This window comes from Cryobacterium sp. 10C3 (genome assembly GCF_034314285.1).
In the GTDB taxonomy this organism is placed as follows: Bacteria; Actinomycetota; Actinomycetes; order Actinomycetales; family Microbacteriaceae; genus Cryobacterium; species Cryobacterium glucosi.
Genome location: NZ_JAVIWF010000002.1, coordinates 2,734,564 through 2,749,885, shown reverse-complemented (window position 1 = coordinate 2,749,885; position 15,322 = coordinate 2,734,564). Strand labels below are relative to the sequence as shown.

At 70.3% G+C, this 15,322-nt stretch carries 13 protein-coding genes and 3 pseudogenes; 8 read left to right on the top strand and 8 right to left on the bottom strand.

Translation table 11 applies throughout. From position 1 onward, the window contains the following. Window positions 1–108: 108 nt before the first annotated feature. A complete protein-coding gene (locus RGU41_RS13930; RefSeq protein WP_322136578.1) occupies window positions 109–822 on the bottom strand; it encodes an alpha/beta hydrolase in 714 nt (237 codons plus the stop codon). Between the two features lie 193 nt (window positions 823–1,015). Between RGU41_RS13930 and RGU41_RS13925 the strand changes: the two genes are divergently transcribed. After that, entirely contained in the window at window positions 1,016–1,603 is a 588-nt protein-coding gene (locus RGU41_RS13925; RefSeq protein ID WP_134446366.1) for an NUDIX hydrolase family protein, read from the top strand. A gap of 54 nt (window positions 1,604–1,657) precedes the next feature. On the opposite strand, the gene RGU41_RS13920 is transcribed toward RGU41_RS13925, so the two are convergent. Then, window positions 1,658–2,170, bottom strand: coding sequence for a hypothetical protein (locus RGU41_RS13920; protein ID WP_322136577.1), 513 nt, complete (start codon window positions 2,168–2,170; stop codon window positions 1,658–1,660). 153 nt (window positions 2,171–2,323) lie between these two features. Between RGU41_RS13920 and RGU41_RS13915 the strand changes: the two genes are divergently transcribed. Together RGU41_RS13915 and RGU41_RS13910 are read left to right on the top strand one after the other, a co-directional pair. After that, window positions 2,324–3,019, top strand: coding sequence for a response regulator transcription factor (locus tag RGU41_RS13915; RefSeq protein WP_322136576.1), 696 nt, complete (start codon window positions 2,324–2,326; stop codon window positions 3,017–3,019). 3 nt (window positions 3,020–3,022) lie between these two features. Beyond that, complete coding sequence (locus RGU41_RS13910; RefSeq protein ID WP_322136575.1) at window positions 3,023–4,453, top strand: HAMP domain-containing sensor histidine kinase; 1,431 nt, start codon at window positions 3,023–3,025, stop codon at window positions 4,451–4,453. Window positions 4,454–4,492: 39 nt separating this feature from the next. Here the strand turns inward: RGU41_RS13910 and RGU41_RS13905 are convergent, their stop codons facing one another. From RGU41_RS13905 to RGU41_RS13890, 4 genes and pseudogenes are all read right to left on the bottom strand, one after another. Then, on the bottom strand, window positions 4,493–4,987 hold the full coding sequence (locus RGU41_RS13905) for a GNAT family N-acetyltransferase (RefSeq protein WP_322136574.1): 495 nt from the start codon (window positions 4,985–4,987) through the stop codon (window positions 4,493–4,495). Between the two features lie 112 nt (window positions 4,988–5,099). Further along, window positions 5,100–6,789: pseudogene (locus RGU41_RS13900) on the bottom strand (DEAD/DEAH box helicase). Between the two features lie 290 nt (window positions 6,790–7,079). Next, window positions 7,080–7,719: pseudogene (locus tag RGU41_RS13895) on the bottom strand (DUF1684 domain-containing protein). After that, entirely contained in the window at window positions 7,716–8,279 is a 564-nt protein-coding gene (locus RGU41_RS13890) for a hypothetical protein (protein WP_322136572.1), read from the bottom strand. Before RGU41_RS13890 ends, RGU41_RS13895 begins: the two are co-directional and overlap by 4 nt. A gap of 42 nt (window positions 8,280–8,321) precedes the next feature. Here RGU41_RS13890 and RGU41_RS13885 point away from each other — a divergent pair, with 42 nt between their 5' ends. From RGU41_RS13885 to RGU41_RS13870, 4 genes and pseudogenes are all read left to right on the top strand, one after another. Further along, entirely contained in the window at window positions 8,322–8,756 is a 435-nt protein-coding gene (locus RGU41_RS13885; protein ID WP_241984918.1) for an EVE domain-containing protein, read from the top strand. 65 nt (window positions 8,757–8,821) lie between these two features. Then, window positions 8,822–10,093, top strand: coding sequence for a hypothetical protein (locus RGU41_RS13880; RefSeq protein WP_322136571.1), 1,272 nt, complete (start codon window positions 8,822–8,824; stop codon window positions 10,091–10,093). A gap of 20 nt (window positions 10,094–10,113) precedes the next feature. After that, window positions 10,114–10,695, top strand: coding sequence for a hypothetical protein (locus tag RGU41_RS13875; RefSeq protein WP_134449714.1), 582 nt, complete (start codon window positions 10,114–10,116; stop codon window positions 10,693–10,695). Between the two features lie 62 nt (window positions 10,696–10,757). Then, window positions 10,758–11,059: pseudogene (locus RGU41_RS13870) on the top strand (DUF427 domain-containing protein). A gap of 1 nt (window position 11,060) precedes the next feature. Here RGU41_RS13870 and RGU41_RS13865 read toward each other — a convergent pair. Continuing rightward, window positions 11,061–12,173: a hypothetical protein gene (locus tag RGU41_RS13865; protein WP_322136570.1), complete on the bottom strand. Its 1,113-nt coding sequence runs from the start codon at window positions 12,171–12,173 to the stop codon at window positions 11,061–11,063. Window positions 12,174–12,443: 270 nt separating this feature from the next. On the opposite strand from RGU41_RS13865, the gene RGU41_RS13860 reads away from it, so the two are divergent. Continuing rightward, window positions 12,444–13,259 carry a nuclease-related domain-containing protein gene (locus RGU41_RS13860; RefSeq protein ID WP_322136569.1) on the top strand — a complete coding sequence of 272 codons (816 nt, stop codon included), beginning with the start codon at window positions 12,444–12,446 and terminating at the stop codon, window positions 13,257–13,259. Window positions 13,260–13,295: 36 nt separating this feature from the next. Here RGU41_RS13860 and RGU41_RS13855 read toward each other — a convergent pair whose 3' ends face one another. Then, complete coding sequence (locus RGU41_RS13855) at window positions 13,296–14,891, bottom strand: glycosyl hydrolase family 18 protein (protein WP_322136568.1); 1,596 nt, start codon at window positions 14,889–14,891, stop codon at window positions 13,296–13,298. Window positions 14,892–15,322 lie beyond the last annotated feature (431 nt).

The following is a 15,322-nucleotide window of genomic DNA, read 5'->3' as shown; positions in this document are numbered from 1 at the left end:
GCGCTGTGCCCTAACCAATTCGACGGACTTTTTGATTTTCTAGGACGTACGAGCGTGTTTTTAGCGCTTTCCGGGCAAAAACTCCGTCGAATTGGTTAGGCGAGTGGGTCAGGCTACGTCCGCGGGCGCGTCAGCGTACTGCGTGCGTAGGAATCCGACGATGTCGGAGAGTTCGCCCTGCGAGATCGAGTGGCCCATGCCCTCGTAGATGCGCTCGGTGAGCACCGAGTGGCCGGGCAGCCAGTCCTGGGTGCGGCCGACGGCATCCGCCTGGATCACCGGGTCGGCCGTGCCTCGGCCCCAGAACACCGGAACGGGTCGCTCGGCGAGGTCGGCGTCGCCGGGCTGCGGCGCCGCGGCGACGAAACCCGAGAGCTGCACCGCGAATGCGAATCGGTCGGGCGCCTGGCGCAGAAGCTGCAGCGCCATCGCGCCGCCCTGGGAGAAGCCGAGCAGCCCGACGGATGCCGGCGGCACGACGAGCGCGTCGAGCCAGGCGAGCACGCCGTCCGCTGCCGCCTCGATAGCGGATGCGTTCGGGGCGCTCGGGTTGACCAGGCCGCCGGGCATGCCGACCGGGAACCAGGCCCAGCCGTCGCCGACCGGAAGTGGCGCCCGCAGCGCCGCGAGGACCGGCTTGAGCGGCAGGTGCGGCGCGAGCGAGAACAGGTCACCCTCGTGGGAGCCGTAGCCGTGAAGGATCAGGAGCAGCGGGCGCCCGACCCGGTCGGATTCGGACGCCGACCAGAGCACTGCGCCGGGATCGATCGGCAGGGCGACCGGTTCCACCGGGTCTCCTGCGCCGTTTCGGGTCTCGTCCATGTCGGTCCTCCTGCCGGGCGTCGAGGCCTGGTGCGTCGACCGGTCAATACTTTCACTGCCCCGGACCTTTCACTGCCCAGGACCCGAATGCGCCTCCCGCGCTGGCGGGTCCGGCTCGCCGGCAGCGACGGGCGCGACCGCCCCCGGAAACGGGTATGGCGCATCGGCTCGCCGGTTAGGGGAGAATGAAGGCATGAGCGTGCGCACCCCTGACCCCGACCCGGACTGGACGCCTGGCCCCGAGAACATCCAGCCACCCAACCAGAACCAGGGCTGGCTGAGCGATGTCGAGCTCGCGGACATCCGCCGGCGCCTGCCGATCCTGTACATCGAGGCCGTCCCCGTGCGGGTCGACGGGCTCGGCCAGGTCGTCGAGCTCGGCGTGCTGCTGCGTGCCCGGCCGACCGGCGAGATGACGCGCACCCTGGTCTCCGGGCGCGTGCTGTACGGCGAGACCTTGCGCGATGCGCTGTTCCGGCACCTCGAGAAGGACCTCGGGCCGATGGCGTTCCCGCAGCTGCCCGCGAGCCCGGTGCCATTCTCCGTCGCAGAGTATTTCCCGCTGCCCGGCATCACCGCCTTCACGGATGAGCGCCAGCACGCCGTCTCGCTGGCCTACGTCGTGCCCGTCACCGGCACCTGCGACCCCCGCCAGGACGCCCTCGAACTCACCTGGATGACGCCGCTCGAGGCGGCATCCGAGGCTGTGTCCGCCGAGATGGAGGGCGGCCGCGGCTCCCTGCTGCGGATGGCGCTCGCTTCGGTCGGCCAGCTGCGCTGACGCGTCCGGTGGGCGAGCCGCCCGCCGCGGCCGTCGCACCCGCCACGCCCTCCGCTACGAACCGGCTGTCGGAGTGGGGGCCGGCGTGGACGTGCCAGGGGCGGTCTGCTGGTGTGCCTTCACGTCGGCGCGCACAAGGTGGCGCAGGGCGTGGCGCCACCGCTTCGGCACGTCGGCCTTGGACTTGTCGGCGGCCGCGGCCTCGATCTTCGTGAGGTACTGGCTGGCCTGCGCGCCGTATGCTCCGGCGAGGACGTCCGTGCGAATGGCGGCGATGGCCGCGGGGCGTGCGGCCGCGTCGAGCTTGAGCGCCGCGCGCAGGTCCGCGCGCAACTGGGCAACGGTCTTCACCGTCTCGTCCGCGGCGACAGCGGTGTTGGCGGATGCAGACACGGCGGTCGCGAGTGAACCGGCGACGGTGGACCCCGATACCGAGGACGCTGCAACGGTCGTGGGCATCTCGGCCGCGCTCGCCGCGCCGACCGCGAACGTGCCGCCTGCAATCAGGCCGAGGCTGAGCGTCCCCGCAGCGACAACGGTCGTGGCTCGCTTCGTGAATGCATTCATATTTTCCTGCCTTTCGCTGGACCGGGAGGGTCCCGGCGGTGAAGCCACAGTGGCAGGCGCACGCAAACGCCGTGTTCGGGAAATGTACGGAAAACGTAAGGCGAGTCCGGCATCCGCCCGCCCGGTTCGCAGCAACCGGCGCCTACTGGCTTAATGGAAGCTGTGGGCGACGACAAAGGGCTGGTGCTGGTCGTCGAAGACGACCCCGCAATCGCGGACATCGAACGCCTGTACCTCGTGCGCGCCGGTTTCACCGTGCATCTGGAGTCCGACGGCCGCGCGGGACTCGAGCAGGTTCGCCGGTTGCGGCCGGCCGCGGTGATCCTTGATGTCGGCCTGCCCGGGCTCGACGGGATCGAGGTGTGCCGGGCCATGCGCGAGGCGGGGGACTGGACACCCGTGCTCTTCGTCACTGCACGCGACGACGAGGTCGACCGGGTGCTCGGCATCGAACTGGGTGCGGACGACTACGTGACCAAGCCGTTTTCGCCGAGGGAACTCGTCGCGCGGGTGAAGGGGATCGTGCGCCGCTCCTCGGGTCTCATCGGCGACGCGGTGCTGCGGGTGGAGGATGTGACGCTCGACCCGGCGACGCGCATGGTCGCGCGCGGCGGCATCCGCGTGGACCTGACCGCGACCGAATTCGACCTGCTCGCCCAGCTGATGGCCCGGCCCGGACGGGTGTATTCGCGGGAGGAACTGCTCTCCCTGGTCTGGGGAATCGCGGACTACAGTGCGAGCAGGACGGTCGACGTGCACGTCGCCCAACTGCGGGCCAAGCTCGGCGAGGGAAATCCGATCCGCACGGTCCGCGGCGTCGGGTATTCCGTCGCCGGCCAGGAGGGCTGAGCGGTGCGGCGCTGGTTCGCGTCACTCGGCGGCAGGATCCTGCTCGTCACGGTGGGCGTGGCGTTCGTTGCGGTTCTCGTCACTGCCGTCGTGTCCCTGCAACTCGTGCAGACCCTCGTCACGACGCAGGCCCAGGCGGACCTCGGCGCACGGACGACCGCGCTGAGCGAGCGGCCGCTCTCGACCCTGCGCATCCTGCTCAAGGACGACACCCTCCTCGGCGCACGCGGCGAGCGCTTTGTGTTGGTCGGCGCCGACGGGAAGGTGCCGGAAACAGGTTCGGGCGCGCTCACGGTCACGCAGGACGTCAAGAGCCGCATCACCCAGGTACTGGATGCCGGCCGCTCGGTGTCGACGTCGCTGCAGATCCGGGGTGAGTCGTACGTGGTGGAAGCGCGGCCGCTCGCGGGAGGCGGTGGGCTCGTGGGCTTCGTGCGCGTTGCGGACATCACCGACTCGGGCAGACTCGTCGCCGGACGCATCCTGCTGGCCGTGCTCGTCGGGCTCGTCGTGGCCGTGCTCGCCGGACTGTTCCTGTCCCGGCGGTTGGCGCGACCCCTGGAGCGGACCGCACGAGCCGCCCGGCGGCTCGCCGACGGTGAACGCGGCGTACTCCTCGCGGCCCAGGGCATTCCGGAGATCGACGACGTGTCCCGCTCGCTCCGTGCCCTCGACCACGCGCTGGGTACGAGCGAGACCCGTCAACGGGAGTTCCTGCTCTCGGTGTCGCACGAGATCCGCACGCCGTTGACCGCGATCCGCGGGTACGCGGAGGCCCTCGCCGAGGGCGTGATTCCGGCAAGCGGCAGCGCGGCGGTCGGTGAAGTCCTGGTCGCGGAGACGAAACGCGTTGACCGTTTCGTGAGTGACCTGCTCGAACTCGCCCGCCTCGAAGCCGATGACTTCACCGTGCACCTGCAGCCGATCGACGTCGGCGGAGTGCTCGCGCAGGCCGCGCTCGCCTGGCAGGGTCAATGCACCCAGCTCGGCGTCGCGCTGCGCGTCGACGGGCCGGGGGACGGTGCGGGGGACGGTGCGGGTGCGGGCGCGGTGCCGGGTGACCTCACGATCGTGACCGACGGCATGCGCCTGCGCCAGATCGTCGACGGCCTGCTCGAGAACGCATTGCGCGCAACGCCGGCCGGCGGCGAGGTCGTACTCGCGGCTCGCCAGGTCGACGGCCGACGCGTACGGGTCGAGGTACGCGACAGCGGCCCTGGCTTGAGCACATCGGATGCCGCCGTCGCGTTCGAGCGCGGAGTCCTGCGAGCCAGGTACCGCGACATCCGCCCGGTCAACACGGGCCTGGGCCTGTCGATCGCCGCCCGGCTGGTGACCAGGATGGGCGGCACGATCACGGTGCAGTCCGCTGCCGAGGGCGGCGCGTGTTTCGCCGTGATGCTGCCGGTGGGCGACGGGCCCGTCGCACGCTGACGCGAGCGACGCGCGCCGGGCATCCGCCTGCGGCGAGACCTACCGGACCAGGCGGACCTCGTGCAGCTGCTCGCCGAGTACTTCCTGCACCTGCTCGTGACCGTCGGCGGCGTAGCCGTTGCGGGCGTAGAAGGCGTGGGCACGCGGGTTGACCGCGGCGACCCAGAGGTAGGAGGGCCCGGGGTCGACGACCGCGTCGAAGAGCTTCTGGCCGATGCCGCTTCCGTGCTTGTCCTCGAGCAGGTACATGAAGTACAGCTCGTGGGCGGCGGGGGCGTTCTCGTCGCGGGCGGGTCCGCTGCCGGCGAAGCCGACGACCTCTCCGTCGACGAGTGCGACGACCTGGCGGTATTCCGCTCCCTGGGTGGTGAACCGGCGCCACATGGCGGCGAGGCGCTGCGGCCGCAGCTGGGAAAGGGCCGCCTGGCTCAGCAGGTGGTCGTAGGTTTCGTGCCAGCAGAGGGCGTGTACACGGCCCAGACTCTCGGCGTCCGCTTCTTCGACGGGCCGAACAACGACGGTGGTGGTGTCCATAATCTGACCCTAACCCAGCCGGGGGACACCGGTTTACCGCGCCCGGTGCGGGCAGACAAACGGGCCGGACTCCTGGTGGAGTCCGGCCCGGTGGGTGTCGTGCTCGTGCTGCTTAGCCCTGCGCGCGGCGCGGGGCCGAGCGACGGGCGCCGCCGGCGCCGGCGCCCGAGCCGGATCCGCGGACGAGTCCGCCGACCTGAATGCCGCCGGAGCGACCGGAGCCCTGCGGGGCGTGGCTGCGACCGGATGCCGCGGGGCGGCCCGAGTGCTCCTGGCGTGCTCCGCCGGCCGAGGCGGCGTCGTTGCTGCGGCTGCCGCGGTTTCCGCGAACGGGGGCGGTGCTGGCGCCGTCGCGGTCGTCACGGCCGCGCGAGCGCTGCCCGTCGGACGAGCGCGAGGTGTCGGATGACGACGAGGAGGCGTAGGAACGGCTGCCGCCCTGCGAGCGTCCGCCGTCTGAGGACGAGGAACGACCGCCCTGCGAGCGACCCCCTCAGAACGGCCGCCCTGCGAACGGCCCCCTCAGAACGGCCGCCCTGCGAGCGACCGCCCTGCGAGCGTCCGCCCTGGGACTGGCGCTGCTGCTGCTGGTGCGGCTGCTCGGTGCGCGGCGCCGGCTTGACGTACGCGGCAACCTCGCCGACGAGGGCGGCGACGGCGGGGGAGTCCGCGGTCACGCGCTGCGGGGTCACCTTGATGGCGGCCTTGCGCAGCAGGTCTGCGGTGTCGCGACGCTGCTCCGGGAGCACGAGGGTGACGACGTCACCGGCGTGCCCGGCGCGGGCGGTGCGGCCGGAGCGGTGCGTGTACGCCTTGTGCTCTGCCGGCGGGTCGACGTGGATGACGAGTTCGATGTCGTCGACGTGCACGCCGCGAGCGGCGACATCCGTTGCGACGAGCACGCTCACGTCACCGTTGCTGAACGCGGCGAGGTTGCGGTCACGGGCGACCTGCGAGAGGTTGCCGTGCAGGTCGACCGAGGGGATGCCCGCCTCGGTGAGTGCCTTGGCGAGCTTCTTCGCGTGGTGCTTGGTGCGCATGAAGAGGATGCGGCGTCCGGTTCCGGAGGCCAGCTTCTCGATCAGGGCCTTCTTCTGTTCGGCGTTGTCGACCTCGAAAACGTGGTGCGTCATCGCGGAGACGATGCTGTTCGAGTCGTCGACCGAGTGCAGCACCTCGTTGTGGAGGAACTTGCGGACGATCTTGTCGACGCCGTTGTCCAGGGTGGCCGAGAACAGCAGGCGCTGGCCGCCGTTCGGCGTCTTGTCGAGGATGCGGGTGACGACGGGGAGGAAGCCGAGGTCGGCCATGTGGTCGGCCTCGTCGAGCACGGTGATCTCGACGGAGTCGAGGTTGACGTAGCCCTGCTTCATCAGGTCTTCGAGGCGTCCGGGGCAGGCGACGACGATGTCGACGCCCGCCTTGAGCGCGGAGACCTGACGGCCCTGGGAGACGCCGCCGAAGATGGTCGTCGTGTTGAGGCCGTATGCCTCGGCGAAGGGGGTCAGTGCGGTGGTGATCTGGGTGGCGAGCTCGCGGGTCGGCGCGAGGATCAGGCCGAGCGGGCGGCCCGGGCGACGCTTGCCGCCGGCGAGCTTGCCGCCGAGGCGCGCGGCCATCGGGATGGCGAACGCGAGGGTCTTGCCGGAGCCGGTCTTGCCGCGACCGAGCACGTCACGGCCCTTGAGGGTGTCGGGGAGGGTATCGACCTGGATCGGGAAGGGACTGTCGATTCCCTGCGCCGTGAGAACGGCAACGAGGGGAGCCGGCACGCCAAGCGCGCCGAAGGAAGTTTCAGACAAAGTGGTGCCTTTCAGGCATCAGAGCCCTCCATCGAACCGTGTGCGCACCCCGAGTGAGGGAATGCAGGCTTCGGAGCCAGGAGGATTCACATGGCGAAGGTGCCAATGGGCACATCCGTTCGCCGTAAGAATGTTCATTCGCAATATGCGCTCGGCCCACCAGGCAGGTGTGCCGCCGCAACAAGAAGAGGGCGTTCTACGACGCAGCGAGCGCAGCGATGCATTCGCAAGTGGTTTCAGTCTAGCGGATGCTGTCAAGCACCCTCCGAGGAACCCCCGCTCGGTGCGTTCTAGTCGCGGTCGCCGGTGTAGAACTCGCCGACGGGTACGTCCACCGCGACCGTGTTGCCGGCTTGCGCGAGCGGGCACGCCCACATCGGGTCGTAGGCGCAGGACGGGTTGTATGCGAAATTGAAGTCGAGGATCAGGGTGTCGTCGCCGACCCCCGGTCCGAGGTCTGCACCCTTGATCGTGTCGAGCAGGTAGCGCCCGCCGCCGTAGGTTCCGCCGGGTCGTCCGGCGAGACCGTCCTTGAGCGGCAGGAACAGGCCGCCGCCGTAGCTGCCCAGTCGCCACAGGTCGATCGGGCCGAGGTAGGGCAGCCGTCACGATGCCGACCAGGTCGAACGGCACGGTGCCGTCCGTCCCGGTCTCGACCGCGATCCGGTGCGGCTCCGGCGCCCGGTGCACCTCGACCTCGAAACGCCAGTCCGGGTCGTACGGCGCGACTGTGAGCCCCGTGAACGCGGACCGATCGTCGGGCAGCAGCGGAGACGACGGATGCCCCGCGAACAGGTCGTCGCGCCCGCTCCGCCAGAGCTCGTGCCCCGCCGCAGGGTTCTGCACGCTCAGCTGGCGCACGCCCGCATACAGTCCGGTCACGCGGCGGCGCCAGTCGGCGAGCTGCAGGGCGCCCAGCGTCGAACTCATGCCGACACCTCCGTCGGCGCAGAATCCCCGTCGGATTCGTCAGGGGCAGCGGATGCGGCGTCGACCGCGTCGACGCCCACGTCGAAACGCCAGGTCGGGGCCAGCCGCTTGAGCTGCAGCATCCGCCACTGCCACATCGCCCAGAACACCGGCCAGCTCGGCAGGGTGAGCGCGCCGGTGCGGAAGACGAGCTGGTCGCGGTAGAGCGTCTTGCCGGTGCCGGCCGGGTCTGCCGACACCGCCATCCGGTGGTCCCAGAGCGTCACGGCCTCGAGGGCGCCGGAGACGCCCCGGCCGGTGTCGCGCACGATGCGCACGCCGTCGCGCCGCTCGGTAGACATCTGCAGCCGGATCACCTGCTTGCCCATCGGCAGGAGGCCGAGCGCGCTCAGCTCGACCGGGTGCTCGCCGGGCTCCCAGATCGAGGGGAAGCCGTCGGCCTCGAGCGACTCCACGCTGATGAGGGGCGAACTCACCTCGCGGAAGACGGCGGGGCTCTGCAGGGCGCGCCACGCGGCATCCGGCGGGCAATCGAGGATTTCTTTCAGGAGAACACGCATGCCCCCAGTCTGTGGCGCTGGGGCATGCAGTACAACTGAGGAGTGGCAATTCGGTACTGGCTCGGGGTCGCGCAGCGCGATAACGTGCAGCGGGGCGTCGCCATGGGCTTCGCGCAGGCCGGCTACCGGCTGCGCACCACGCTCGAGGGCATGCGGGAGAGCGACGGCGTCGTGTACTACTCGCCGAAGACCGCCGTCGAGGGCGAGCTGCTGCGCGAGTTCACCGCGATCGGGTTCGTCGCCGAGGGGAACGCGTACGAATTCCGGAGCCCGGAGACGCCCTCCGGCACCTATGTGCCGTGGCGGCGGCGCATCGACTACGACACGGATGCCGTCAGCACGTCGATCCGCCCGCTCCTGAACGTGCTCGAGTTCACCCGGGAGGATCCCGACTGGGGCTACCAGCTCCGCCGGGGGCTGCTCGAGATCTCCCGGCACGACTACGACGTGATCCGGCGGCAGATGCGCCGCATGTAGGCGCCGGCACGGCATGTTCACGGGTGCTCCCGCTCGCCCCAGCCGCGTTGATTAGACTCGCGGCTATGACTGGCGATCTCTGGTGGGTGCCCTCGGCCATACTTCTCGCGTTCGTGGTCCTCGGGGTGACCCTCGTCGTCGCATCCGCTCGTCGTCGTCGCCGCGACCGCGAACAGGCCGAAGCTGCGGTGGTCGCCGAACGCGCACGCGCCGCAGCGATCTCCCTGGTGCGGGCCGATGACCAGGTCGGCGCCGCGACCGACGAACTCGGGTTCGCGGTCGCCCAGTTCGGCGAGGCGGCGACCCGGGACTTCGCCGCGGCCCTCGAAATCTCCCGCCGCCAGCTGCGCGATGCCTTCGCCCTGCAGCAGAAGCTCGACGACAGTGTTCCGGACACCGAGTCCGAACGCCGACGCTGGACCGAGCAGATCATCGCGCTCGCCGCTGAGGCGACGACCCGCCTCGCCGAACAGGACCGCGCCTTCACCGCCCGCCGAGGCCGCGAGCGCGACGCCCCGCTCCTCCTCGAGCAGCTCACCCGGCGCGTGGATCGGGTGACCGATCGGGTCGCAGCGGGCGCGGCGAGTATCGACAGGCTCCGGCTCAGTTACGCCCCCACCGCGCTCGCCGCGTTCAGCGGCAACGTGGCCGAGGCCCGCACAGCCCTCGGACAGGCGAAACAGGCCACGGATGCCGCCGCCGCTCATCTCGCGGCCGTCCCCGGCTACCCGATCGGCGATGAGCTCTCGGCAGCGGAGCTCGGGCTCTTCCATGCCGGCAAGCTCCTCGACGCGATCGAGACCGGAGAGGACCAGCTCCACATCGGCTATGCGACCCTCAGCGCCGCACTCGACTCCGCGGACGCCGAGATATCCGAGGCGCGCACCCTGCGCGACGGGCACGAGGAGTCCGTCGCGGCAGCCGACCTGAACCGGGTGATCACGGCCGCCGATGCGATCGTGGCCGAGTTGCGGCATCCGTCGCGGGTGAGCGACCCGGCCGCCGACCTCGCCCGGCTGCGCGAGGTGCTCGACGGGCTCGACGTCACCCGGTCGGAGGCTCGCAACCAGCAGCTGCGACTCGACAACGCGCGGGCCGCGCTCGCCGGCGCGCTTTTGGCCGCGCGCAGCCAGGGCACTGTGACCCGCGGCTTCATCTCGGCCAACCCCGGCCGGGTCGGTGCGGAGGCCCGCACCCGCCTCGCCGAATCCGAGCGGCTCGTCGCCCTCGCCGAGGCCGAGGCCGACCCCGTGACCGCGCTCGACGCCGCGCGCCGGGCGATGACCCTCGCAACGGATGCCGACGCCCTCGCCCGCTACGACGCTCGCTTCGCCTGACCGACGGGTAGCCTTTCCCGGTGAGTGAATTCCTGCCCCAGCAGAAGTACCAGGTCCGCTTCGACGTCGGTCTCGCCGGGTTCCAGGCGCTCGCCGGGGACGCGGACGTGATTATCCTCGCGGATGCCCTGCCCACCGTCGGCGACACGGCACCGGCCACGCCCCTGGGCGGGCCCCGCGTGATCGTGGCCGACCTCGGCAACCCGGCGCGCGTCGCCGAGTGGGTGCTCGCGCGTCAGTCCGAGAAGGCCGACCGGTTCTCCGTCGCCGTGATCGCCGTCGGCGAGCAGCGCCGGGACGGTTCCCCGCGCCCGGCAGTCGAAGACTTCCTCCTGGCCGGGGAAGTGATCGACGAACTCGCCCGCCTCGGAATCGACCACTGCTCGCCGGAGGCTGCCGCCCCCTCCGCCGGGTTCCTCGGACTCCATCGTGCCCTCCGCCACCTCGTGAGCGCGTCCGAGACCGCCGTGGCCCTCGGCGCGGCCGGTCGGGGCGACGAGGTTCGCTCCGCCATCGACCTCGCCCGGCCGCACACGGCCACGGATGCCGCCCGGCAATCCGCCGAGATTCGCCGTGTCCGGGAATTCCGGTTTCCGGCCTGACGTTTCATCATCCGCAACCGCCTCGCACCAGCCCGATTCACCGACCGAACCAGGAGCACCCCATGAAGGCAGTATTCAACGGCACCACGATCGCCGAAGCCCCCAGTCCGACCTCGTCAAGATCGAGGGCAACTGGTATTTCCCGCCGGAGAGCGTCAAGCCCGGTTTCCTCGTGGAGAGCGCGACGCCGTACACCTGCCCGTGGAAGGGCGAATGCCAGTACTTCAGCCTCAAAGACGGCGATGCCCTCCTGCAGGACCGCGCCTGGAGCTACCCGACGCCGTACCCCGCTTCGTTCGACCGGGTCGGCCAGGACTACAGCGGCTACGTCGCCTTCTGGAAGGAAATCTCCGTCACCGAGTAGGTCAGACGCGCGCCTGCGGTGCGTGCGTCGAGCGGGCGTGTGCCCGCACGAGGTACCCGACCGAGCGCACGGCGATACTGCCGATCACGAGGGTCACGGTGGCGAGGATGCCGGTTCCGGCGACCGCCGACACCCAGTCCCCCGACGCCCCCAGGTTCACGGCCGACCCGGTCCCGGCACCGGGCGCTGCGGCATCTCCGATCCAGTGCAGGGCGTAGGTCCCGCTCGCCGCGGCCGTGAAGGTGAACGCCCAGAAGCCGAGGTCGAACCCGAGCCGCCAGTAGGCGGCGAGCATCATCACCTGCACGAGGATCAGCAGCACGAACGTCCCGAGCAGGACGGTCTCGAGGGTGTCGAGCCGGCCGCCGTTGGAGGCGAACCAGGCGTTCCCCGCGACCGCGGGCGGGGCGGAGAAGATCGCGAACGTCGGCAGCAGGCGGGCAGGAAGGGCGGGACGGAACGCCATCCTGCCGAGGATGAGCGCACCCAGCAGCATCCAGAACAGCAGCCCGACCCCGATACAAGCGACGCTCAGCGTCGTCCAGCCGAACGTTCCCGCCGACTGCCCTGCGATGAAGGCGGCGGCGACCGTCGGAAGAAAGTACCCGGCATGGAGTGTGTCGATGTCGCGCATCCGGAGAGCCAGTTGCGCGACAGACCACGCCCCGAAGACGAGCGCCACGACCAGGAACCCGACGACGACCCCTTGCACCAGCGCGACCAGGAGCCCGGCGGGCGATCCCTGCAGTACCCCCGCAAGCGGATGCCCTGAACCGGAACCCGCGGACAGGGATACAGCGACATGGGTGCCCAGCAGCATCCCGGTTGTGGGCGCGAGGGCGGCGAACGGTGCCTGCACCGGGTCGGCGAGGTCCGCCCGGATCGTCCCCCCGTTGTTCCGGCTGCGCACGAGGTAATTGGCGAGGACCGCAACCCAGGCGACGAGCGCGAACACCCACAGGGCCTCACCGATCCCAGCGGGCGTGCCGAGGACTCCCGCGGCCATCGTCCAGGTGCCGGCAAGGCCCGAAAGCCCGAAGGGGATGCCGAAGCTGGTCAGCGGGGCCCGCCCGGTCCGCAGGACTCTCCGGAACGCACGAGGGGAAGCCGGCATGATCGTTCCCCTCGGGCCTCTGTTGAACGGACAGTTGTCCTCTCAATAGAATACCGGAGTCGGAGTGACGTGCCGCAAGAGGGCAGCGCGGGGCCGTCAGGCGCGTGCGTTTCGTTCGTTCCGGCCTCGGGCCGGCGTGCCCAGGAGAGGTACGTGAGGGGGCCGACCGAACCGCATAATCCCGTTGAGTAAGGACACGCCCTTGTTCGGGGGGACAATTGGCTGACAGGATTTGCGATCGCGCGTAGTAAAAGTATCGGACCGACAGACATGGTGAGGCTCAGCGGCGGCGGCATGTACAGGCGGCGGATGGCGGAATCCGTGATCGACAAGCTGCTGCGCGAGCAGACCGGAACGCCCGTGCGTTCAGCGTGGCACCGTTTCCGCGGGCGTTCCCCGCTCGGCAAACGCTGCGAGGGCTGGTACCTGGCCGCACTCGGCGAGATCGCTGTCGGGAAGAGCCTCCAGGCGCTCAGCTCCGACTGGACGATCTTCCACGCGCTTCCGATCGGCCTCGAAGGCTGGGATATCGACCACCTGATCGTCGGCCCCGGTGGCGTGATCACGGTCAACGCGAAACAGCACCGCTCGGCACGCATCCTCGTCGACAAGGCCGTGCTGACCGTCAACGGACGCACGGTGCCCTACCTCCGCCACGCCGAGTTCGAGGCGAACCACATCACCGACCTGATGAGCGACCGGCGCGCCCAGACCGCACCGGTCCGGCCGACCGTGGTCTTCGTCGGCGCCCGCGAGGTCAAGGTCAGGGCTCGCCCGCCGTTCGTCACGGTGCTCGGCGTCGACGACCTCGTCGGCTGGCTCGAGGCGCTCCCGGTCGTCCTCGACCAGAACGAGTGCGGCCGGTTCACCGACCTGTTCGACAACCCGGCGATGTGGGCGAACGTGCCCGTCGAGACCGGCGACGACCTGATCGAACGCTTCCAGGCCCTCGACGCGGAGGTCCGCGCCGCCAGCCGACAGCGCCGCGTCTACATTCCGCTCGCCATCTTCCTCGGCGCCGGCGCCGGCGCCGGCTTCTTCAGCATCGTCGGCCTCCTGTCCGAGGCGATGGGCCTCTCCGGCTGACATTCCGTAGGGTTCGCGGGCGCGCAGGCGCCCCGGCTACCCGATGCTGTCGGTGTCCGCCGGGATCGCAGGCAGGCCGAGCAGCACCCGCAGCTGGGCGTCGGTGAGCGCCACCCACGGGGAGGCGTCCGGATTCTCGGCAGCGGCATCCGGGCTGTCGCCCTGGGTCCACCACTTCGCCTCGAAGGCGCCGGTGTCGAAGAGCACCCGCTGGCCCTTGGTGTAGATCGTCGTGCCGGACCACTCCGGGAAGCTGCCCGCCGGGAGCGTCAGCGTCGGCACCGGCGTCTCGCCGGCGAGCACCGGCCCGATCAGCCGCCACGGCGTCTCGGACGCCTGCAGCACCGGGTTGTCCGGCAGGTCGCCCTGGGTCCAGTATTTCGCCGCGTAGACGTTGTGGTGCCAGACGACCCGGGTGCCCTTCGGGTACGCGATCGTGACCGACCAGATCCGGTACGGGCTCGTCGCGGGATCGTCCGTGGCGGCGGGGTTCTCCGTCGCGACGCCGGTCGCTTGCGCGGTCGAACTGTCGCCGGCGCTCGCGGCCGCGCTTCCCGTGAACGAAGCACCGAGAACGTCCGCGAACAGCACGGAACCCTGCTCGACGCCGCTGCACGAGTCGGAGACCTGCTTCACGTCAGGATAGTTCGCCCCGCAGCTCGCATCGCGGTTGAGCGACCACATCGACATGCGGCCGACGCCGTTCGCGAGCGCGAAGCTGTTGAGCGCCACGGCGTCGGCGAGGGTGAAGATCTCGCCGGGCACGTCGTTCTGCCCGATCATCGCGGTCGCGCCGAGCTTGTTCCAGAGCGTCTTCGACCCGAGCGGCTGGCCCACCCGGCGGTAGAGCGTGGACAGCTGGCCGTGGGCGGCCTGCAGGGCGCTTGTCGCGGCATCCGCCATCGACTGCCCGGCGGCGCGGGAGGAGCCGAAGTCCATGGTCATTAGGTTCACGCCGCTGAGGTTGACGCCGGCCGTCAGCAACTGGGTGACCGCGTTCGTCCCGTCCTCGGTGAGGCCGTCCGGGGTCGTCGGCAGGGTGAGCCAGATCGCGAGCGGGGCAGCGGATGCCGCAGCGGCCTTCTGCAGGGCGGCGAGCGCCACACCGCGGCGCGCCCCGACATCCACGTCAGTGAGGTTCGCGCCCTCGAGGTCCAGATCGATGGTGCTCGGCTTGTAGCGCTCGATCACCGAGGCATACGCGGCCTGGAGCGCTGCGGGGTCGGTGCAGGCGACGGACAGCTCCTGGTTGATCGCCCCGCCGAACGACACGATCACGTCGCCGCCCTGCTGGGTGCGCCGCGCCACGCGCCGGTCGAGGTCGAGATCGCTCTCGGCTGCGGCCATCGTGTAGAAGGTGCCCCAGGTCGGAGTGCAGGCGTCCGTTGGGTCGGCGACGATGAAGGAGAGCACGACGTTGTCGCCGGCGGCGGAGGCGGGATTCTCGAAGGCGAGGCTCGGCGTGGCCGTGACGTCGACGTAACCGGCCATCCACGGCTTGGCGCTCACGGATGCGGCGTCCGCGATCTGGTTCCAGCCCTGGAACCCGGCGAAGACCAGGCAGCCGGCGACGACGAAGACACCGATCAGTCGCACGACCGACAGCCGGCGACCGGGAAAACGTGTGGACATCTGACTCCAAGTCCTCACGTGGATTATTGCAGTGATCGGGAGCACTCTCCGCGCCTAGACTGTGGGGACCGTGACCCCGAGGTCGTTGAACCGGGTGCGCGCGCGGGGACGAACCGGATCATTCTGCGGTTCCTGCTCGTCTCAGGATAGGAAACAGGCACGTGGCGACACCGGAATCAACAACGCAGCGGGATGCCCCGGTGCGGCGGGGGCGGAAACGTCGGCACCAGCGGCATCCGCTGGGGAAGCGACCGAGACCCAGCGGGCGCGTCGCCGGCAATGGGGATCGGAGCGGCGCAGCGAACCACTGTCGATCGTGCACCCGCGGCCCAGCACACGTGCGATCCTCTGGGCGCGCGTCGCCATCATCGCGACGGTCGTCTTCTGGGCTTACTACCTGCTCACGACCATCGTGCGCCTGTTCGTCGACA